This is a genomic window from Rhizobium sp. SVR5-2C (assembly GCF_056755115.1).
On the sequence record NZ_JBNDHT010000034.1, the window covers coordinates 1 to 19,699 of the forward strand.

At 58.0% G+C, this 19,699-nt stretch carries 17 protein-coding genes and 1 pseudogene; 7 read left to right on the top strand and 11 right to left on the bottom strand.

The features are described from left to right. Positions 1–378 (bottom strand): annotated as a pseudogene (locus ACPYOI_RS12310) (hypothetical protein); the annotation flags it as partial. 54 nt (positions 379–432) lie between these two features. Then, positions 433–1,746, bottom strand: coding sequence for a glycosyltransferase family 2 protein (locus ACPYOI_RS12315; protein ID WP_481422903.1), 1,314 nt, complete (start codon positions 1,744–1,746; stop codon positions 433–435). Positions 1,747–1,948: 202 nt separating this feature from the next. On the opposite strand from ACPYOI_RS12315, the gene ACPYOI_RS12320 reads away from it, so the two are divergent. After that, entirely contained in the window at positions 1,949–2,746 is a 798-nt protein-coding gene (locus ACPYOI_RS12320; RefSeq protein ID WP_481415466.1) for a WecB/TagA/CpsF family glycosyltransferase, read from the top strand. Positions 2,747–2,827: 81 nt separating this feature from the next. Here ACPYOI_RS12320 and ACPYOI_RS12325 read toward each other — a convergent pair whose 3' ends face one another. The 4 genes from ACPYOI_RS12325 to ACPYOI_RS12340 form a co-directional block, all read right to left on the bottom strand. Beyond that, positions 2,828–3,757, bottom strand: a complete 930-nt coding sequence (locus tag ACPYOI_RS12325; RefSeq protein WP_481422904.1) for a glycosyltransferase family 2 protein — start codon at positions 3,755–3,757, stop codon at positions 2,828–2,830. Positions 3,758–3,820: 63 nt separating this feature from the next. Next, positions 3,821–4,639 carry a CpsD/CapB family tyrosine-protein kinase gene (locus tag ACPYOI_RS12330; RefSeq protein WP_481415464.1) on the bottom strand — a complete coding sequence of 273 codons (819 nt, stop codon included), beginning with the start codon at positions 4,637–4,639 and terminating at the stop codon, positions 3,821–3,823. A gap of 39 nt (positions 4,640–4,678) precedes the next feature. After that, on the bottom strand, positions 4,679–6,322 hold the full coding sequence (locus ACPYOI_RS12335; RefSeq protein WP_481422905.1) for a GumC family protein: 1,644 nt from the start codon (positions 6,320–6,322) through the stop codon (positions 4,679–4,681). A gap of 585 nt (positions 6,323–6,907) precedes the next feature. Then, positions 6,908–7,708 carry a LuxR C-terminal-related transcriptional regulator gene (locus tag ACPYOI_RS12340; RefSeq protein ID WP_481415462.1) on the bottom strand — a complete coding sequence of 267 codons (801 nt, stop codon included), beginning with the start codon at positions 7,706–7,708 and terminating at the stop codon, positions 6,908–6,910. Positions 7,709–8,278: 570 nt separating this feature from the next. Between ACPYOI_RS12340 and ACPYOI_RS12345 the strand changes: the two genes are divergently transcribed. Genes ACPYOI_RS12345 through ACPYOI_RS12370 form a run of 6 tightly spaced genes read left to right on the top strand, consistent with a single transcriptional unit; the run spans position 8,279 to position 13,782 of the window. Further along, entirely contained in the window at positions 8,279–8,785 is a 507-nt protein-coding gene (locus tag ACPYOI_RS12345; protein WP_481415461.1) for an acyltransferase, read from the top strand. Beyond that, on the top strand, positions 8,782–9,819 hold the full coding sequence (locus tag ACPYOI_RS12350) for a Gfo/Idh/MocA family protein (protein ID WP_481415460.1): 1,038 nt from the start codon (positions 8,782–8,784) through the stop codon (positions 9,817–9,819). The genes ACPYOI_RS12345 and ACPYOI_RS12350 overlap by 4 nt, the downstream gene beginning before the upstream one ends. Continuing rightward, positions 9,816–10,919, top strand: coding sequence for a DegT/DnrJ/EryC1/StrS family aminotransferase (locus ACPYOI_RS12355; protein ID WP_481415459.1), 1,104 nt, complete (start codon positions 9,816–9,818; stop codon positions 10,917–10,919). The genes ACPYOI_RS12350 and ACPYOI_RS12355 overlap by 4 nt, the downstream gene beginning before the upstream one ends. After that, positions 10,909–11,634, top strand: a complete 726-nt coding sequence (locus tag ACPYOI_RS12360; protein WP_481415458.1) for an acyltransferase — start codon at positions 10,909–10,911, stop codon at positions 11,632–11,634. The genes ACPYOI_RS12355 and ACPYOI_RS12360 overlap by 11 nt, the downstream gene beginning before the upstream one ends. Continuing rightward, complete coding sequence (locus ACPYOI_RS12365; RefSeq protein ID WP_481415457.1) at positions 11,624–12,598, top strand: NAD-dependent epimerase/dehydratase family protein; 975 nt, start codon at positions 11,624–11,626, stop codon at positions 12,596–12,598. The genes ACPYOI_RS12360 and ACPYOI_RS12365 overlap by 11 nt, the downstream gene beginning before the upstream one ends. Next, positions 12,595–13,782, top strand: a complete 1,188-nt coding sequence (locus tag ACPYOI_RS12370; protein ID WP_481415456.1) for a DegT/DnrJ/EryC1/StrS family aminotransferase — start codon at positions 12,595–12,597, stop codon at positions 13,780–13,782. The genes ACPYOI_RS12365 and ACPYOI_RS12370 overlap by 4 nt, the downstream gene beginning before the upstream one ends. Before the next feature lie 73 nt (positions 13,783–13,855). Here the strand turns inward: ACPYOI_RS12370 and ACPYOI_RS12375 are convergent, their stop codons facing one another. The 5 genes from ACPYOI_RS12375 to ACPYOI_RS12395 all read right to left on the bottom strand — a co-directional run bounded on the left by ACPYOI_RS12375 (position 13,856) and on the right by ACPYOI_RS12395 (position 19,661). Then, a complete protein-coding gene (locus tag ACPYOI_RS12375; RefSeq protein ID WP_481415455.1) occupies positions 13,856–15,364 on the bottom strand; it encodes an O-antigen translocase in 1,509 nt (502 codons plus the stop codon). A gap of 10 nt (positions 15,365–15,374) precedes the next feature. Further along, positions 15,375–16,292 (bottom strand): glucose-1-phosphate thymidylyltransferase RfbA, encoded by a 918-nt coding sequence (gene rfbA / locus ACPYOI_RS12380; RefSeq protein ID WP_481415454.1) that lies wholly within the window; start codon positions 16,290–16,292, stop codon positions 15,375–15,377. 82 nt (positions 16,293–16,374) lie between these two features. Next, positions 16,375–17,685 (bottom strand): polysaccharide biosynthesis/export family protein, encoded by a 1,311-nt coding sequence (locus ACPYOI_RS12385; RefSeq protein WP_481422906.1) that lies wholly within the window; start codon positions 17,683–17,685, stop codon positions 16,375–16,377. A gap of 313 nt (positions 17,686–17,998) precedes the next feature. Beyond that, complete coding sequence (mctP, locus tag ACPYOI_RS12390; RefSeq protein ID WP_481415452.1) at positions 17,999–19,474, bottom strand: monocarboxylate uptake permease MctP; 1,476 nt, start codon at positions 19,472–19,474, stop codon at positions 17,999–18,001. Beyond that, positions 19,464–19,661, bottom strand: coding sequence for a DUF3311 domain-containing protein (locus ACPYOI_RS12395; RefSeq protein WP_481415451.1), 198 nt, complete (start codon positions 19,659–19,661; stop codon positions 19,464–19,466). The genes mctP and ACPYOI_RS12395 overlap by 11 nt, the downstream gene beginning before the upstream one ends. Positions 19,662–19,699: the final 38 nt, after the last annotated feature.

Genomic DNA, 19,699 nt, shown 5'->3' on the forward strand with positions numbered 1-19,699 from the left:
CGGATTGGGCTCGAAGGCATGCACCCTACCCTCACCTCCGACGCGAGCAGCTAAATGCAGGCTGACCAGTCCTAGATTGGCGCCTATGTCCAATACGACATCTCCCGGGCGCACAAAACGATCGACTATCCAAGAGATTTTCGGGTCGAGATCGCCGACAAAGTACATGGTGCGACCGACCAGGTCGTTGACCGGCACGAGAGCCTTGCCACCCTTGACCTCAGCCCAGAGGTTGACCGTTCGATTGCCCGAAAGAAATTTGATTATGTTTGAGTTTGCAATTGTTGGTCCCCCGGATTTCAGGGGATAGCGTCGGGCTATAGCCGCGACGGACCTCTCTCGCCAACTCGGTGTGGAAGGGATTGCCGCAGGGATCATTTGTCTCTACTCCATCCTGAGATCTCGTTGCGCGCCAGGAGCCATTGATTGCATTCAAATTTCCGGCGCACGTGGTTTTTCGCGGGCAGTTCTGATCCAGCCTTCCCTGGCGCTGCCAAACAAGGTGCGCGGGTAGAGCTTCAACTTCCATGCCACGTAGAGCGGAATTGCGCCTATGGCACGCGCAGGCAGCGCTTTTTGTCCATAGGCCAGCCAAGCCGCAAACGTTGCGACAAACACCAGAGCCAGACTTGTCGCCGCAATCGCCAGGGGCAAAATCGATAGGCCGGCCGCCGCAAGAACACCTGTGAACAGCAGCGCTGATAACAGCAGAAACAGAAGCAGCGTCAGTGGTGGCACCATTAGGTCCAATGTTAGCGCTAGGCAGTCCAGGTTCAGGAACGTCCGAGGCTCAAGCAAAGAGCGCATTTCTGTTCGGATCATTCCGAGGTGACCTCCCTCCCAACGGCGGCGCTGGGAGCCGGCTCCTTCTTCGGAGCAGGGGAACTGGCTCGTAACCTGCGCGTGCTCGCAAAACCGTGGCGCGTGTCCACCGCGCGAGAGATCCAGTCCGAGCTTCATGTCTTCGACACGGTTTGAATTAGCTACGTGTGCACCGGCTAAAAGGCGCCACGGAATTGCAGTCCCGGTCCCGGTGACCTGGCATGGCAGGCCAAGGTGCGCGAGGCCGAGGGGCCTCACGTGGTTCTTAACGAGAAACGCGAATTCCGCCACCGCATGATTGATTGCCGCTCCGGCAGGGGCGGTCATCAGGTTGCGCGATTGAACTGGCTTGCCGCTTGCAACAACGGCCGCAGTAAGTCTTTCGAGCGCATTCGCACCAAGGTGACAATCCGCGTCGATCATTACGACGATTTCTGGTGGAGCCTTCTCCAAATGGCGTATGCCGGCATCGAGCGCAAATCCCTTACCGCGAAGGTCGCGGTCAAAACGTTCGAGGACCTCTACGCCCGCGGCCTTAGCAAGCTGTGCCGTCTGGTCGGTGCAGTTATCGGCTACGACGACCAGCCGGTCTTGGGTAGACAGCTGGCTGGAAATACTGGCGAGGGTCGCGGCGATGCCGCTTTCTTCGTTGTGAGCCGGGACTAGGACGGCAATCGAAGGACGATGCTTTCGGTCCATCTCCACGACCGGCCTCGTTCGCCACCCCAGGCTGGCGACGAGACATTCCAGCGCATAAAGAGTGCTCGGTATCGATAGGACAGCGGTTGCGGCGAAGGCTGTAGAGCTCAAGATCGCATTCCACACGCGATGTTCTCCTTGCATGACTGACGAGAAATTCTCACGTTCCGTCAAAATACAAATACAGAACATCGAATCTCCTCTCAAGTTTATAGCAATACGCATTTGGGCCTATCGCCTGACGTTCGAGGCTATATCTCGCTGTACGTCAAAGTGATGTTCTAATTTAGACCAATAATATATTGTATAACAACTACTTAAGATGATTAACTTCAAGCATAACTAAAACAAAACACCAATATAAGTCTGGAAAACGCTGGCGTCTGTACTTGCGTATCGCTGCCGACCGAGGGTGAGGGGAGAGGCGATGACCGGTCTAGACAAGCTGCCGCGAGAGGACGGGTTTTATGCCAGGCGCCGGCATTATTTTCTTGGCGCTCCTTTCGACTGCATTGTTCCGAATGCAGTCGTTAATCTTGTGAGTGACTGCGGGCCGGGTTCGCGATTTCGCTATATCGTCACGCCGAATGTCGACCACGTAGTAAGATTGAATGAAAACGCGGTGCTCGCCGAATACTACGATCGCGCCTGGTTATCCCTTTGCGACAGCCAGCCGATCGCACGGTTGGCGAGAGCCTTGTCTCTAGACTTGCCTCTCGTAACTGGTTCCGACCTGACCGCGACCCTTTTCAAGTCCGTCATCAACAACGGGGATAGCATTACGCTGATCGCAGCGAATGATCGAATTGTCCGCAATCTGGAACTCGCCTATCCAAGCGTACGCTTTCGAGCTTTCGTACCGCCGCAGGCGGTATGGACCAACGCCGCAGCCTTGCAGTCCTGTGTAGACTTTGCCACACGTGAGCGAGCTCGCTTCATTTTTATAGCAATTGGTTCGCCGCAGTCGGAAAAGATTGCGCACGAACTCTTGACGCATCCGGACGCTCGGGGAGTCGGGTTCTGCGTCGGCGCTGCTTTGGAATTTCTTACCGGAATGAAGAAACGGGCCCCCGCCTGGATGCGCCGGTCCGGATTGGAATGGTTGCATCGGATCGCATCGGATCCGCGAAGGCTGTGGCGCCGCTATGTTTTTGCAGTCGTGCCATTTGGGCGCATCGTCCTGGGAGAAATAGCAAGAAGACGCCGCCTTGCGCACGAAAGATGAAGCCCCCACACAGGACCGTTTGCGTTTTAAAATCACTTCGGCAAGCGGCCTTTGTAGGGAACCAACCTCTTCGCCTCGCGACTAGGCGGTCAATGCCCCGCGCAAGGCAGCCCGGTGTCTTCGGCGCAGTGGTACGCGCATGCTCTCGCCGGTAATAACACCGAGACGAAAAAGCATCGTGGACAAGTAGCCATGACGCTGACGGTAGTAGCGGATGCGGTTAGACGCCATCATGGCGCATAGCATGAGGTTATCCTCAGTTTTGCCGCCGATATGGATTGCTCGCGCGCCTGTATCATAGACAATGGAAAGGCCGCACCGGCGTACTCTTTCCTGGTAATCGACTTCCTCGCTGTAAAGAAAGAAGGACTCGTCCCAATCACCAACCGCTTGCCGCGCCCGTGCAGCAATGGCCAGGATCGCGCCAACCGCCCATTCGACCGTGCCGCCTTGATCGTACAAGGACGGATCTGCGACGACCTCGCTGAGGCCGAACCAGGCGGCGAGTTTCGATCCAACGAGCGCATCCGACCAAACGGTTACAAGGGACGGCTCGCGCCTGAGCGAGCGACTGACGCTGCCGTCCTCATCAAGGACCTGAGGGACTGCGACCCCGACCCGCGAGTCACGCAGCCGATCATTCAGTATTCGTGCCGCACCAGGATAAAGACGAATGTCGGGATTAAGGACCAGGATATTCCTGTCAGGTTCAATTGTTGCGACCGCGGCATTGATCCCTGCGGCATAGCCGGCGTTTCGTCCGTTCCTAATGACGCGGGCGCCGATCGGATGAGCAAGCGCGATGTCGACGGATCGATCCCTCGAATCGTTGTCGATGATGACCACTTCGTAGTGTTCAACACCCTCGAGACCCGCAGGCAACGAATCCAGCAACCCTGGCAGGACAGACGAGCTGTTGTAGGTCACAATCACCACGGCGAGTGGTCGCGCTGGTTCCGTGGCGTCCGCCAGTCGCTTATGCTGTTCAATCTGTCTCGGCAACGTGACCATGTCTCCCCCTCAGTCAGTTTTCGTAGGAAAATTCGGCGCCAAGCCTCGATCAGCTTCGTCCGGTCAGCAGCTGCTTTCACTGCCATATCGGCACTTGTTCAACACCACACCAAGGACATTGGTTTTTTCGGAAAGGTTATGCTCGCAGGTGTCAACCTCGCGCAGCGTGCTGTGTTCGGCGGCCGCGACTAGAACTGCGCAATCAACATTCGGCAAGAATGCCAGCACGTCATCGTTGGGTTGCATTGGCGGCAGATCGAACAGGATGATGTCTGGGCTCATCCTCTGTCGCATTTCCCGCAACACACGTGTTGTGTCCCGGCTCTGCAGCAGCTCCGCTGGCAAGGCAACAGATTGGCTATTGGCTCCAATTGCCAAATTGTCACCGTAACGCCGAAAAACATCGCGGATCTCGCTCTGCCCCTTCAGGTATAGTTCCATTGAGGGCAAGTCATCCATGCCGAGGACGTTGCCGATACCCGGTTGCCTCAGATCCAGGTCGACGAGCACGGTGCGGCAATCCTGTTGGTTTGCGAGAGCGAATGCCAGGTTGGCCGCAACGAAGGTCTTGCCGCAAGAAGGAGTCGGAGACGTAATGGCAACGGAGGCCCAGTTGTTCTCCCGCATGGTTTGCAGCAGCCTTGTGCGCATCATGCCGAACGCCGCCTGTGCCAGGTCGGAGCCGGTTATGGTGACGATGCGATTATTGGCGAGCACTTCGGAATCCATATGCAACGGCAAAAGGCCGGCCCAAAGCAAGTCACCTCCAGTCCGGGGACCTGGAACAATTGTCTGATCCGTTAGCCGCTCGCCCGCGCGCAAGGGCGTCGGCTCTTGCAGCGGTATTTGGGATTTCTCCATATTGACTTCCTGCATCTTCATGAGAATGCCTAGGGGAGGTTTCACAGGGGTCATGTTAGCTCACCAACTCGCTGTCAGTCTTGAGAAAAGCGCCTGAAATGCAGGCCCAAGCGGCCGGAAATAATAGTGAATGACCATCAGGGAGATGGGGATGGCGCTGCTGAACAGTAGCACGGCTAGACCCCGACTTTTGTTTGCAGCAACGACGTCGCTCGGCGCAAGGATGTGCGGAATAGTGGCTAGCGGCTGGTATTCAAGCATTTGAGCCAGCTCGGACGGTCGACGGATCGTCCGGTTCAGCAGCTCAAGCAGCACTATTAAGCCAAGACCTAATCCAACGCCTGCGACTGCGCCGATGGCGACAATCAGCCGGCGCTGCGGGCTTACCGCGGATTCGGGCGGTATTGCGGGCTCGAGCAGCGAGAAGCGTCCGCCATCCGAACGCATCTCGATTTGCTCGCCGATCAACGCCTCTGCCCGCCGCGCAATCGCTGCGTTATATTGCGTCTGCAGATTTAACTGGTTCCGCTCCAAGGAATTGAGCACCGTCTCGCTTTCCGGTGTCAGTGTAATGGAGCGGGTGAGCTCGGCGATGTTCCGCGTAATCGCCGATTTTTCGCGCGCTATGAGCTGAAGCCGTTCATCAATATCCGACAATTGAACGTCAAGTGCGGAAATGTTCCTCTTGTCCTTCGTGCCGTCTGCTTTCGCTGGGTCTGTCACCTTCAAGCCATCTTCCAGCGACGCAATTCGGGTCCGCAGAGCCACGATGTTGGGGCTCGAGGGTGAAAAGGTGGTCAATTGTTCCGCCAAGGCGCGGTTCATGTCCATCAGAGTTTGCTGCTCCGGCGTTAAGGGATCGGCACTCGCAATCTGACCGGTCGCGGCATAGGTGGCGACGAGATTGCCACGCCTGGAGCGCAGATCGGCCTCCTCATGCTCCAGCGACACCAGCCTTTCCTGCTGGCTGATTTGGCGCGTGCGGCGAAAATCAAGGCTGTCTGGCAACGTATCCTTGTTCTCGTTCTTGAACTTGAGAATGTCGGCTTCAAGCCGGTTTAAATCCGCGCCGAGCCTCATGACTTCCTGGTTGAAAAACCGGTACGTGTCTCCAGCGCGATCAGTGCGTTGACGCTGGTTGCGGCGCAGGATCATTCCCACGAGCTCATTGGCCACCTTTGCCGCCAGCACCGGTTCGTTCGCCTTGAACGACACGCTGAATACGGTCGCTCCCGGGCCACCCTGCGGCGCGTCCCACAGAACCTGTTCGAACGATATGCGGGAGCGCATATCCTTGGCGATATCCTCTCCGGAGAGCATTGCCCTTTCGTTGCCGTAGATCCCGAGCTTGTCCGCCAATTCAACAAGACCGTCGCGTGTCGTGATTTGCTGCTGAGTGATCTTCAACTGTTCAAAGACGTTTGTGGGAACGGTCGAACGAGCGAGTTCGGATGGAATCTGCGGGGATTCCACCAGGATTCTGCCGGTGGAGACGTAGGCCCGCGGGAGGGCGAGGGCAAAGGCGACGGCGATTGCCACCGCCAAGACGACGAATGCCGTGAGGTAAGGCAATCTTCGCTTCAGGATCCAAAAATAGAAACGTAGATCCAACTCGCCCACAACAATACCGCCCCACTTGAATGCCCCACCGGCGATGTGCCGGATGGTTATCTTCGGGCGATTGCGAATGACATGATAGATCATCGATGGTAGGTGCCCGGAGCGCATATTCGCCGGTCGTTAGTTCTTTGGGTGAATCTCCTATCCACCCGTCGTACTCCTAACGCGTCCCTCAGAGAGGTCCGCGCGACGAGATGCTACGGAGCGCCGTTTGAGCCAATATCTTCGTGTGCGGGAACTCGATCGTGCTATCCGTCGTGAAACAGGTTTCCCTGCTTATGGCGGCATTGCTGAGGTGCCATCATGACGGTTAACCACGAAGCCCTTTGGCGCAGCTCCCGCTGCGCCAAAGGGCTGATCGTCTTTGCCGGATGGGTGGAGAAGTGCGCTAAGACCTCCAATCCGTGAGGCTGCGAACACCAGGCCGAACGGAGGGAGCAGGATGATCTGAGGAGCCGGTTGGCGCGGGCGATTGCACGCGCGCCTAGCCTGGCAAGCGAATGCCCGCTTTACGACGCTCGTTATGTTGCACCTGACGAACTGTGCCCGTCCATCGAGCAATCCGGAGCATCAGATCGTGACCAGTGCTGAATTTCCTTTACAGCCACCGGGATAGGTTAAAGCGGGAATGCGCTTGCGATGTGATTGAAGACGTCGTCGGCTGACGGATCAGCACGGTACCCTGTTCGTTCCCGCGCCTGTGAGACTATCGGGAAAGAGATCGTTGATCTTGAAGACGACCTCCGTTCTGTTCGTCGCCTTGACCTTTTTCATGATGTTGCGAACATGCACCTTAACGGTGCTTTCCCGTAAATTGAGCTCATAGGCGATGATCTTGTTTGCCTTTCCGCGGCGAAGCGCCTCGACGACTTCCGCTTGGCGATCGGTGAATATCCCCGCCAAAGGGCGCGCCGTCGAATTGCCTGACTCGAGCAAGTGACGCATTGCAAATAGGGCGCTCGCAGGCACAAAAACCCCTCCTGCCACTGACAGCGCGATCAGCTCCATGCAGACGCTAATGCTGACCGACGTCGGTATATAACCTTTGGCACCATACTCGAGCGCCCTGACGATCTGGGCGTAGTCGTCGCTATCAGCCAATACGATGATTGGTATCGATCCGAACTCCGACGAAAGACTCCTGATTTCCTCCGAGACGGCAGGCTCGTCGATCTTTTTGCCCCCGACGTTCAAGAGAATTGCTGAAAGCGGAGGGTACTCGTCGCGTTTTTGCTCCCACTCCTCAATTGACCCGAATGCCAGGATAAGTAGATCAGCCTTGTGGGCCGCCATGCATTGCGCAAGGCATTGCCGGTCAAGTGCACGGTTGTCGAGAATTACTAGCGAATGCTTGGGCCTTGACCCTTCCACGAGCGTCCGGGTCAGTGCAGTCGAGCCGTGCTCAATTTTCAGGGGAGGAGCTACATTTTCCTGCCTGTGGTTTAAATTTGGTACAATCGCTGAACTCACAGCCTCATCCTCCCCCACATAGTTTCCCTACGCCCCAACTAAGGTCGAACATTCAACTCCTCTGCAGATACGGGAGTTTAGAATGTGCTAAAGTACAAACCAATTACCATAGTTCACCGGATGATACACTAATTAATATAGGTTAAATTCGTACATGAGCTCGCCAATACGATGTAAATAGAAGATATTTCTGTATGAAGACTGTTATTCTACTAAGCCATTCGCGGTAGGGTTGATAAAGATACTACGCAGCTAAGGCGCAAGCGCTAAAATCCGTGGAAACAATACCCGTCCCAGCCGCCAGGTCTGGAGCGAGCGCCGGACAAAAGCCACCATCAAGTTTGGATAGGGGCCACGAGTTTTGGCGTATACCGCCATCCAACCTTTGTAAGTATGTACTCCTTTAGGTGAATAAGCTTCAACGTTTTGCTTCTTTACTCAATTCGCGAAAACAATTCTTCTGGTGAAAGAAAGAAATATTTGCTCTGTCGAAATGAAACTTGGGCGGATCATGCGACTGCCGAGTTTTGTTGAGAAGCAGGGCCTGTTGGGAGCAGGGGTCTAGGCGGGATGATTGCATCAAACGTCAAGCTGGATGATGGCACCGTCATCCACCATCCAGATCTCGTGAACCTTTACGGCTGCGCGGTCGGTGCGGGAACGCGCATCGGCACTTTCGTGGAGATTCAGAAAAACGTCCTGATCGGAAAGAACTGCAAGATTTCCAGCCATTCCTTCCTCTGTGAGGGCGTGACGCTGGAAGACGGCGTTTTCATAGGTCACGGGGTCATGTTTACGAACGACACATACCCGCGCGCCGTCAACTCCGATGGCAGTCTGCAGACGGAGGCCGACTGGATTGTCATCCCGACCCTGGTCAAGCGCCATGCATCGATCGGCAGCAACGCCACCATTCTGCCTGGCGTGACCATCGGAGCGGCTGCGCAAGTCGGCGCAGGGGCGGTTGTAACAAAAGATGTGCCTGATGGCGCCATTGTCGCTGGCGTTCCGGCCAGGATGATCGGCCGCGTTAATGACAAGCCAGTTGACATGCACTCGTCGGGGGGAATGCGATGATCGGCATTGCTGTTGTCGGGTATGGGTATTGGGGACCGAATCTGGTTCGTAACATCTCGGAAACCGCCCGCGCTCACCTCGTTTGTGTCTGCGATCTCAATAGCGAGCGACTGGCGGCCGTTCAAAGCCGCTATCCCGCGATTAAAACCACCGACGATTTCGAGGAGGTCTTGCGCGACCCGCGAGTGGATGCCATCGCCATCGCGACGCCGGTTTCGAGCCATTTCAAGCTTGCCATGAAGGCATTGATGGCCGGAAAGCATGTCTTCGTCGAAAAGCCGATGGCCGCGACAGCGGAGGAAGCCTCGCGGATGGTCGACGAAGCAGCGCGCCGCCGCCTCGTGCTGGCCGTGGACCATACGTTCGTCCACACAGGAGCCGTTCGCAAGATGTGCGAACTCGTCGAAAGCGGCCTGGGCGACATGTATTACTACGACTCGGTTCGGGTCAATCTCGGGCTGTTCCAGCACGATGTCAGCGTCATTTGGGACCTCGCCGTCCACGACCTGTCCATCTTGGACTATGTCCTGCCGGAGAAACCGGTGGCCGTTTCGGCGATCGGGATGAGCCATGTGACCGGCGAGCCTGAGAACATTGCGTATCTGACGCTTTTCTTTGAGAGCAAGCTCATTGCGCACATCCACGTCAATTGGCTGGCGCCGGTCAAGGTACGCCGTACGCTGATTGGCGGTAGTAACAAGATGATCGTTTATGACGATCTAGAGCCCAGCGAAAAGATCAAGGTCTACGACAAGGGCATCACGATGAACTGCAATTCTCACACATACGGCGAGAAGGTCCATCAGATGCTGGTGGGTTATCGCAGTGGCGACATGTACGCGCCCAGGCTTGATATGACCGAGGCATTGAAAATCGAACTCGAGCAGTTCATCGATTGCATCGAGCAAAATGCGCGGCCGATCACCGACGGCCATGCCGGGCTGCGCGTCGTTCGCATCCTCGAAGCTGCAAGCCGATCGCTCGCGCAGCGCGGTCGTATCGTCGAGCTCGAAGAGGCGAGGCTCATCGCATGATCCCATTCCTCGACCTCAAAGCACAATATGCGTCAATCAAGGACGAGATCGATGCTGCGGTGCTCCGCGTGCTTGCCTCCGGGCAATACATACTGGGCGACGAGGTCGCCCGTCTCGAGGAGGAATTCGCAAACTACTGCGACGTCAGACATGCGATCGCCGTCAACACCGGAACGAGTGCCTTGCATCTGGCCCTTCTTGCGGCGGGCGTTGGCCCCGGCGATGAGGTGATCACTGTGCCATTCACGTTCGTCGCAACTGTGTCGGCGATTTGCTACACAGGCGCACGACCCGTGTTCGTCGATGTCGAACCCGTCACCCTGACAATGGATCCGGCCCAGGTCGAGGCAAAGATAACTCCCCGTACCAAGGGCATTGTTCCTGTCCACCTCTACGGCCAGATGGCCGAGATGGATGCGATCAAGGGGATAGCCGACTGCTACCGGGTGCCCGTCATCGAAGACGCCTGCCAAGCCCACGGGGCGGAATATAAAGACCGACGTGCCGGCAGCGTCGGCGTATCCGGCTGCTTCAGCTTCTACCCAGGCAAAAATCTCGGCGCCTGCGGCGAGGGAGGCATGATCATTACGAACAGCGACGATCAGGCCCAGACGATGCGGATGCTGCGCGACTGGGGGCAGGAACGGCGCTATCACCATCTGCTCAAAGGCTTTAACTACCGCATGGACGCCATTCAAGGCGCGATCCTGCGTATCAAGCTCCGGCATCTTGAAGCCTGGACCGAGGCGCGTCGCGCCCATGCCCGCCGCTATTCGTTGCTGCTTGCCGGATCGCCGCATTTAAAGACGCCTGTTGAGGTGGCCGATCGCCGTCACGTCTATCATGTCTATGCCGTAAGAAGCCGCGATCGCGATGGACTTCAACGGGCACTCACCGCGGAAGGCATTCAGTCCGGCCTGCACTATCCCATCCCGGTTCATCTACAGAAGGCTCATGCCGACCTCGGTTACGAAATCGGTGATTTTCCGATATCAGAAGCCGCGGCACGTGAAGTTCTCTCGCTCCCGATCTATCCCGAGATGACTGCGCGGCAGGTTGAAGAAGTGGTCGCCGCAATGGAGTATGCCTATGTCGGTTAACCGCGCAGGCGAGGCTCGACGGGTGCAGGCGGTCCACGGCCGCAATGAAAGGCCGGCGGATCCCGCCTACCAGGCCGTGTTGGTCGACGAACTCAGGCAATCATACGGGCGCGCTGGCCTGATCGAACTCTACGGCCGCTTCGCGACAGGGGAAGGGTTCGTCGACGCCCTGATGCGGAAGGCCATCTGGCAAAGTCTCGCGAGACGCTGCGGTACGGCTTTGCAGGTCGCAAGTGGTGCCGGCTTCAAGCATCCGGAAACGTTCGAAATCGGCAACGGGGTGTTCATCGGCGCTCAAGCCTATATCCAGGGACGCTATGATGGCCGATGTGTGATCGGCGACAATGTCTGGATCGGCCCGATGGCGTATTTCGACGCTCGCGATCTGGTGATCGAGGAGTTTGTAGGGTGGGGGCCCGGCGCCAAGGTGCTTGGCTCAACCCACACCGCCATGCCGGTGGATGAGCCAATCATTCGCACGGATCTCGAAATCAAGCCGGTGCATGTTGGCGCATGGGCCGACATTGGCACGAATGCGACAATTCTTCCCGGCGTGCACATCGGGAAGGGGGCGATCGTTGGAGCAGGAGCCGTCGTGGTCTCCGACGTCGAGCCATTCGCAGTGGTGGCGGGTGTGCCAGCGAAGTTCATGCGTTGGCGCACGGACGCCGATCCGATGCTGGATATGTCGCGCGGGGGAGATCATGAGAAATAAACGGGTGCTCATTACCGGTGGAGCCGGTTTGATCGGTTCGCATATTGCTGATCTCGTCGCATTGGAAAAACCCCGCGAGATTCTCATCCTCGACAACTTCGTGCGCGGACGCCTGGACAATCTCAGCACGGCGATAAGCGCCGGTCCTCTCAAGATCATCGACGGAGATATCAGAGACAGAGCGCTATTGGCGAAGGCCTTCGAGGGCGTCGATATTGTCTTTCATCAGGCGGCCATTCGAATTACCCAGTGTGCCGAAGAGCCACGGCTGGCCTTCGATGTTCTGGCGGAAGGCACGTTCAATGTTCTTGAAGCCGCCGTTAAGGCAGGCGTGTCGAAGGTGATCGCTGCCTCCTCTGCCTCCGTGCTGGGGCTTGCCGACAGCTTCCCCACGAGCGAAGAGCATCACCCCTACAATAACCGGACGATCTACGGTGCGGCGAAAGTGTTCAATGAAGGACTGTTGCGCAGCTTTGCCGAGATGTACGGGCTTCGCTATGTCGCGCTTCGCTATTTTAACGTCTACGGTCCGCGAATGGACGTGCACGGCGCCTATACAGAGGTGCTGATCCGCTGGATGGAGCGGCTCGCGGCCGGAATGCCGCCGATCATCTATGGCGACGGCAGTCAGACCATGGACTTCGTGCATGTCCGCGACATAGCCCGGGCAAACGTCTTGGCCGCGACGTGCGATGTCACGGACGAGGTGTTCAATGTCGCCAGCGGCAAGGAAACAAGCCTCCTGGAACTCGCGCAGATTTTGAGCGGGATCATGGGATCCTCACTCGAACCTCAACATCACCCGGCACGGACCGTGAATGGCGTGACCCGTCGTCTCGCCGACACAAGCAAAGCCGAACGGCTTCTGGGATTCAAGGCCGATATCCCGATAGAGGAAGGACTGCGTGATCTTGTGGCGTGGTGGCGGCTGGAATCGGCTGCAGCCGGAGGCGAAGCTGCATGAGCCCGTCGCTGCCTGCAATTCCGGTCGCCAAGCCTGTTCTCGGAGAGGAGGAGGCAGAGGCGGTACGCCGCGTCATCCTGTCAGGATGGGTGACGCAGGGACCGGAAGTCGCGGCTTTCGAGAACGAATTTGCAGCCTTTGTTGGTGCCGCGCACGCCTGCGCCGTTTCCAACTGCACGACCGCGCTTCATCTGGCTCTAAAGGCAGTCGGTATCTGCCCGGGCGATGAAGTCATCACGGTTAGCCATTCGTTCATCGCGACGGCGAACGCCGTCAGATATTGCGATGCGGTCCCGGTCTTCATCGACATCGAAGCGGACGGCTACAACATCGACCCCAGCCTGATTGAAACCGCAATCACGCCCCGCACGAAGGCAATCCTTTGCGTGCATCAGCTCGGCATGCCTTGTGATCTTCGCCGCATTGTGGAGATCGGAAAGCGCCACTCGATACCGGTTATCGAGGACGCGGCCTGTGCGACGGGAAGCGAAATCCTTTGGGAAGACTGCTGGGAAAAGATTGGCAAACCGCACGCCGACATTGCGTGCTTCTCCTTCCACCCCCGCAAGGTTGTCACGACCGGTGATGGCGGCATGTTGACCACGGCCAATCCCGAATATGATCGAAAATTCCGGCTGTGGCGTCAGCATGGCATGAGCGTCACCGATACCGTCCGCCACGGCTCGAAACAGGTGATCTTCGAGGACTATGATGAACTGGGCTACAACTACCGCATGACCGACCTGCAGGCCGCCGTCGGACGGGAGCAACTTCGACGGCTGCCAGAACTGATCAAGCGGCGGCGGCAGCTTGCAGAGCGGTACAGCGAGCGCCTGCCCACGATCGCGGGGCTAGCGCCACCGGTCGAGCCCAGTTGGGCTCGCAGCAATTGGCAGAGCTTTTGTGTGAGATTGCCGAGCACGGCCGATCAACGGGCAGTCATGCAAGTGCTGCTCGATCAGGGTATCTCGACCCGGCGCGGTGTGATGAACATTCATCTTGAGAAAGCCTATTCCGGCCAGGGCTTCCATCGCGCCGCCACAAGCCTGATGCGAAGCGTGTCAGCGCAGCAGCGAACGATCATCCTGCCGCTGTTTGTCCAGATGACGGAGGTCGACATGGCTTGGGTGGTTGATGCACTTCACGGGTGCTTTGCTGAAGCCGCTAACGCCGAAGCAGTCTGATTGCATGAGCGAAATGTTGCGGTTGGGCGATGCAGTATATACGAGGCAGGGCGGCGCTGAAGCGCGTTGCCTATCACGCCGATTTCGCGATCCATGCCCTGATGACCGCGGGCATTGACTCGGGCGGCAGCAGTTTGACCAACATGCGCAGCGAATAGAGTGTGCTCAGAGCGACCGCGACCGAGCCAATCGCCGTCGCCGGCCATAGCGGCAGGGCCCAAAAGGCGCAGAATACCAATCCCGATGCCGGCAGGAAAAGCAGCGCGTGCCTAAGATTGGCAGTCGACCAGCGGAAGCCGGTCAGCCGGTGCACGATGACGTAAATCAGGATGCCATGCCAGACATAGAGGCCAAAAAACGCCATGCCGGCTCCCAGCGCACCGAACTTCGATACGAAGAGCCAAGCCAAGCCCACATGCACCAGCGTGGCCGCTACCTCCGTCCAGAAGAAAATAGTCTGTGCGCTCTTCGCCAACACGATGAAACCCATCGGCCATGCGACAATCCTGAGCATCATTCCAAGGCAGATCCAGCGCAGAAGATCCACGGCACCGTGAAACTCCGCGGAATAGAACAAGCTCATCATGAGCGGCGCGAGGGTCAACGTGGCGAGCAGGCCTGGGCCGGCCAGCAATATGCTAACCTCCGCCTGCTCATTGACCAGCCGGTTGCACTCGGCGTCGTTGCCTGCAGTTGCGGTCAAGCGCGGATAGAAGTCTGTACCCATCGCCTGCAATATGAAGCCGGCGTAGAGACCGCCAAGCGCCCAGGCCGCTTGATACAATCCCGCCGCGACAATGCCTCCTTCCTGCAGCACAATGATGCGGATCGCATAGGCCGAGCCGAAGGTCAGTAGTCCGCTTGCCATAAAGACGACGCCGAGCCTGAGCAGAGCTGTCGCCTCCCGGCCAAACTGGCGAGCCGACATTCGTGATGAGTGCGTGGATATCTGTCTGCTGTACCACCAGGTCGGAAGAATTGAGACGACCGCTATCGCCACGAGAGAAGGTGCGATCGCCTGCGCTCCGAACAGGTAGATCAGGGGGATGCTGACCACCGTGCCAAAAAATCCTGCGAGCACGTTGATGCGGGCAAGATTTGCGATGCCCCGCAAGCCTTGGATCAAAGCAATCTGCCCGGCAGACACCACTCGGAAAAATACGGCCAGGGAGAGCAGCACGATGCCGCTGGCGTGTTGATAGTCGCCGAAAGTGAAATTCGAGACCGGAAACGCGACAGCCGCGAGAAAGAGCGCACCTAACAGTCCGAGCACCACCGATATGCGCCTGAGCGCTGTCGCCGACTGCGCGACCCTCTCTGCGTCCCCGGTGCCCGCGGCCTCGGCGATCTGGCGCACCCCGCTACCGCTCACTCCCAGACCAGCTATCGCTTGCGCGATGTCGACTATCGACCCGTAAAGGCCGATAAGCCCCACGCCCTCCGGTCCAAGCAGAACCGCCAGGGCTTTGTTGCGAACGATGCTCAAGGCGACGTTCACGAGCGAGGAGCCGCCCATCAGCATCGTCGACTTCAGGATCTGGGTATAAGTCTGACCACTGGGCGGGATGATGCGCAAAGTCATCAGATTACCCCTAGCCGTTTATCCTGTGGGGCACGGTCTCCGGCGCGCTATCCCAGCCCTGTTCCTCAACACAGCTCCGGAGATAGGCGGCGTATGCTGTCTTGCCGAGGCGGTAAGCGCGTTTCAAAACCTGGTCAGGCCCAAGCCAACCCATACTAAGGGCGATTTCTTCCGGACAAGCGATCTGGATGCCCTGACGGCGTTCAACCGTCCGCACGAAGGAAGATGCGTCGTGCAAGCTGTCATAGGTGCCGGTGTCCAGCCAGGCATAACCACGCCCGAGTTGGCATACATGCAGTTCATCGCGTGCAAGATAGGCGTTGTTGACAGCCGTGATCTCAAGCTCGCCGCGTTCGGACGGCTTGATCGAAGCGGCGATGTTGACGACGTCATTGTCGTAGAAATAGAGACCCGTCACTGCCCAGTTCGACTTGGGCCTTGCGGGCTTTTCTTCAATGCTCGTCGCTTTGCCTGTGACCCGGTCGAAGCTGACGACGCCATATCGCTCAGGATCATCGACGTGGTAGGCGAATACGGTGGCTCCATGTTGGCGAGCGACCGCCTGCCGGCAGAGGTCGGGCAACCCATGACCGAAGAAGAGATTGTCGCCCAGGATCATCGCAACGCTGCCGCTGCCGACGAATTCGCGGCCGATGATGAATGCCTCGGCTAGACCATTGGGCTGAGGCTGTTCGGCGTAGCAGAGATTGATGCCGAAATCCGAGCCATCGCCAAGAAGCTCCTGGAAGCACGGCAGGTCGCGGGGCGTCGAGATGATCAGGATGTCGCGGATCTCCGCAAGCATCAACACGCTCAAGGGATAGTAGAGCATCGGCTTGTCGTAAACAGGCAGTATCTGCTTGGAAACCGCGATCGTCAGAGGATAAAGGCGTGTGCCGCTTCCCCCCGCCAGTATTATTCCCTTCATGTCGCTTCCACCTTGATCTTGCTTCCGCCGACTGCGCCCGCGCCCGGCACGAAGCTTGCTGACCACACATGCTCTTCGCGGTTCACTGGCTTGCCTGATTGGGATGTGTCCCCTCCTCGATAGGCACGCCGGGAGCGGCCTGAGACGATCCGTCCGAAATGCGGGGTTGGACGACTCTCACGACATCACCAGGCAGGAGCGATGTCGTCTCTGAGGCAGGGAACTGATTGATTTGTCCCTTATCCCGCCGGCTCACGGTAAAGGTAAGCAGCGGTTCCTCACCACGGGTTCTCGATCCGTCGCCGGTCGAGAGTTCGTCGAGGAGCAGCTTCTGCGTCATTTCGCGCTTCAATTTAAGCTGATCAATATTTGCTTGTTCCGACTGCAATTCGGAAGCAAGTTCGCTCCGCCGCCCGTCATAAAGTCCCTCGAGATTGCGCGTTGTCTCACTGATTGCCTGACGGCCCCGCATGATGGCCGTGACGAGGTCGAGCCGGTCGGAGCGGTAAGTCGTGAGCAATCGTTCCAGGTCCAATTGGCGCGACGCCACCGTGAGGCCTCGCTCGACTAGAGTTTTGACGCTGGTCAGCTGTTCCTCGGCGGATTTGAGATTGTCATCCGAGCCCTTGAGCTTCTCCTCCAGCGTATCGATTTCCGTATTCAAGAGATCGCGCAGCTCGGTGAGCGCCTTTGACTGTCTGTCCTGCGCATTCGCGCGAGCCTGAAAAATGACCCTTTCCTGGTTGTAGATTCCGGTAGCGAGTTGCTGATCGGCGCCGAGCGGCTGCTCGAAAGTTATTTCCTTCGCCCCAGCCATCTCCGCCTGGAGCCGCGCTACTTTGGCGGCGCTACGTAGGAGCGAGTGATCGATGTCTCGCAATTCGCCTGCGAGCCTGACCGTCTGCGATTGCTGCTGACTTGCCGTGCGGATCGGCCCTCCACTCATTGACAGGGATTGCAGGACGGTAAGTCCCGACCGAAACTTGTATTCCCCAGGCGAGGTTACGTCTCCGACGACATAAATTGGCGGGTATTCGAGAATTTCGATAGTGACCGCGGGCGCTTGGACCAACCCGATCTTTTCCTGCAGGCGCTTGGCAATCTCGCTTGTGAGGCCGGCGTTATCCAGATTGCCGACGGAAAGCGAGCCAAGAAGGGGCAAAAAGACTGCGCCTTCATCCGAGACCGTGTAGTCGCCGCCCAGCGCATCCCATCGTTCATATTGGCCCTTGGCCGGCATCCATTGGACAATCGTCAGACGGATTTTCGTTTGCGGAGCAAAGGGACTGCCATCGGCGAGAACCGGCGAGACAGCTCCGGCAAGAAAGACGAATGCACTGATGACAAACGTCGCGTGAAAGAACACGTAAGGGACGCGGTGCGATAACTTCATGTACATGTCCAGCCTGCAAAGCGTCCTTAAACGGACGCCGGTCCAATGCCTTCGACGCTGCGCGAACGCCGGACGCCAAATCCGAAGCCGCAACGCTAGTGTGCAGTCTGGCGAAGCCTTGAGGAAGGTGGAGGTAGTTTGCTTCGCCTCATCAATATTGATGAGGTAGGCAGGGTGCTTCAGCCAAAATCGAGCGGAAACACATGTCTCGGCGCTGCTCGGAGGCATTGCGCGGGAAATCCGGAGGTCATGCGCGCAAGAAAAGGCGCGCTAGCCGCGAAGGACCGTTTCCAGATCCCTCGCGGCAGAGTCTTTATGCTCGGACGGTCGATCTTGCCGGCACGATGACGTTAACCACAACAGCAACGGCAACGTTCGCAGCAAGTGCAAGCAGGCCTGTATAGACGGTGAAGGGCTCACCGCCGAGACTGAGGGCATGCAGCGGCTTCCAGCCGGCATCCCAGACGAGGAAGGTGCCGCCGAACAAGCCGACGAACCAGCCGGCAAGGAGGCTCGGTGCACGGAACCAGTTGGTGTACAGGCCGGAAACCAGAGCCGGAAGCGTCTGCAAGATCCAGATGCCGCCAAGCAATTGCAGGTCGAGCGCGAACTGCGTCGGCAGGAATAGGATGACGAGCAGGGCGCCGATCTTCACGATGAGCGACGTGACCTTCGCGACCTTGGCTTCGCCGGCGTCACTGACATCCGGATTGACATAGGCCTTCCAGAAATTGCGCGTGAAGAGGTTGGCGGCGCCGATGCTCATCACGGCAGCCGGAACGAGCGCGCCGATTGCGATTGCTGCGAAGGCAAAGCCCGCAAACCAGCTCGAAAACAGCGTTTTGAAAAGCGCTGGAACGACGTCATTTGGGCTTTCGAGCTGTAGGTTCGCGGCATGACCCATGTAACCAAGCAACGCCAGCAGGCCGAGGAGCAGCGTATAAGCTGGCAGCAGGACCGCATTCTTGCGGATCGTGTTGCCGCTGTTGGACGCGAAGATGCCGGTCAGCGTGTGCGGGTACATGAAGGCGGCGAGCGCCGAACCCAGGGCCAGCGTTGCGTAGGCAACGTATTGATTGCCGGCAAGCAGCAGGCTGCCCGAGCCTTTCGCCTGGAAGGCGGCATCGGCCGAGGCGAAGACATTGGCATAGCCGCCGAGCTTCGAGGGAATGAGCGCGACAGCCGCAATCACCACGATATAGATCATGATGTCCTTGACGAAGGCGATGAGCGCCGGAGCGCGCAGCCCTGCGGAATAGGTATAGAGCGCCAGCACGATGAAGGCGATTGCCAGCGGCAGTTCGCCGTGCAGCCCGAGCGCCTTCAGGACCGCTGTCATGCCGACAAGCTGGAGGGCGATGTAGGGCATGGTGGCGATGACGCCGGTTGCCGCCACGGCGAGTTCGAGACCCCGCGAGCCGTATTGGCCATGCACGACATCACCAGCCGTCACATAACCGAAGTCCTTGGCCCGTTTCCAGAGAACAGGCATCACCATGAAGACAAAGGGATAGACAATGATGGTGTATGGCAGAGCGAAGAAGCCATAGGCGCCGACGGTATAAACCAGCGCCGGAACGGCGATGACCGTATAGGCGGTATAGAAATCGCCGCCGACCAGGAACCAGGTGATCCAGGTGCCGAAGCTGCGGCCGCCCAGGCCCCACTCATCGATATGGGCGAGCGTTTCGGGCTTGCGCCAGCGGCTTGCGACGAAACCCATGACGGTGACGAGCGCGAAGAAAAAGATGAAGACGGCAAGCGCCGTGCCGTTGATCTCAGTCGTCATGGTGCGTGCTCCGATAGGCGATCCAGGTCAGGAAAGCGGTAATCGGCACCCAGGCGAGCTGGTACCAATAGAAGAAGGGGAAGCCGAAAAGAGACGGCTCGAGAACATTGTAAAAGGGCGGCCAAAGCAGGCCTATATAGGGGATGACGAGCAGCCAGAGCGCTGCCTTGTTATGTCGTTTTTCCATGTCGGGATACCTTTCAGGCGCCATGATTAAGGCCACCG

What these genes read in the sequence shown, in the direction of transcription:
- ACPYOI_RS12315 (WP_481422903.1), bottom strand. Translation starts at nt 1,746, where the DNA reads ATGCGTATTGCTATAAACTTGAGAGGAGATTCGATGTTCTGTATTTGT.
- ACPYOI_RS12320 (WP_481415466.1), top strand. Translation starts at nt 1,949, where the DNA reads ATGACCGGTCTAGACAAGCTGCCGCGAGAGGACGGGTTTTATGCCAGG.
- ACPYOI_RS12365 (WP_481415457.1), top strand. Translation starts at nt 11,624, where the DNA reads ATGAGAAATAAACGGGTGCTCATTACCGGTGGAGCCGGTTTGATCGGT.
- ACPYOI_RS12395 (WP_481415451.1), bottom strand. Translation starts at nt 19,661, where the DNA reads ATGGAAAAACGACATAACAAGGCAGCGCTCTGGCTGCTCGTCATCCCC.
- ACPYOI_RS12370 (WP_481415456.1), top strand. Translation starts at nt 12,595, where the DNA reads ATGAGCCCGTCGCTGCCTGCAATTCCGGTCGCCAAGCCTGTTCTCGGA.
- rfbA (WP_481415454.1), bottom strand. Translation starts at nt 16,292, where the DNA reads ATGAAGGGAATAATACTGGCGGGGGGAAGCGGCACACGCCTTTATCCT.
- ACPYOI_RS12385 (WP_481422906.1), bottom strand. Translation starts at nt 17,685, where the DNA reads ATGAAGTTATCGCACCGCGTCCCTTACGTGTTCTTTCACGCGACGTTT.
- ACPYOI_RS12355 (WP_481415459.1), top strand. Translation starts at nt 9,816, where the DNA reads ATGATCCCATTCCTCGACCTCAAAGCACAATATGCGTCAATCAAGGAC.
- ACPYOI_RS12360 (WP_481415458.1), top strand. Translation starts at nt 10,909, where the DNA reads ATGTCGGTTAACCGCGCAGGCGAGGCTCGACGGGTGCAGGCGGTCCAC.
- ACPYOI_RS12375 (WP_481415455.1), bottom strand. Translation starts at nt 15,364, where the DNA reads ATGACTTTGCGCATCATCCCGCCCAGTGGTCAGACTTATACCCAGATC.
- ACPYOI_RS12325 (WP_481422904.1), bottom strand. Translation starts at nt 3,757, where the DNA reads ATGGTCACGTTGCCGAGACAGATTGAACAGCATAAGCGACTGGCGGAC.
- mctP (WP_481415452.1), bottom strand. Translation starts at nt 19,474, where the DNA reads ATGACGACTGAGATCAACGGCACGGCGCTTGCCGTCTTCATCTTTTTC.
- ACPYOI_RS12335 (WP_481422905.1), bottom strand. Translation starts at nt 6,322, where the DNA reads ATGATCTATCATGTCATTCGCAATCGCCCGAAGATAACCATCCGGCAC.
- ACPYOI_RS12350 (WP_481415460.1), top strand. Translation starts at nt 8,782, where the DNA reads ATGATCGGCATTGCTGTTGTCGGGTATGGGTATTGGGGACCGAATCTG.
- ACPYOI_RS12345 (WP_481415461.1), top strand. Translation starts at nt 8,279, where the DNA reads ATGATTGCATCAAACGTCAAGCTGGATGATGGCACCGTCATCCACCAT.
- ACPYOI_RS12330 (WP_481415464.1), bottom strand. Translation starts at nt 4,639, where the DNA reads ATGAAGATGCAGGAAGTCAATATGGAGAAATCCCAAATACCGCTGCAA.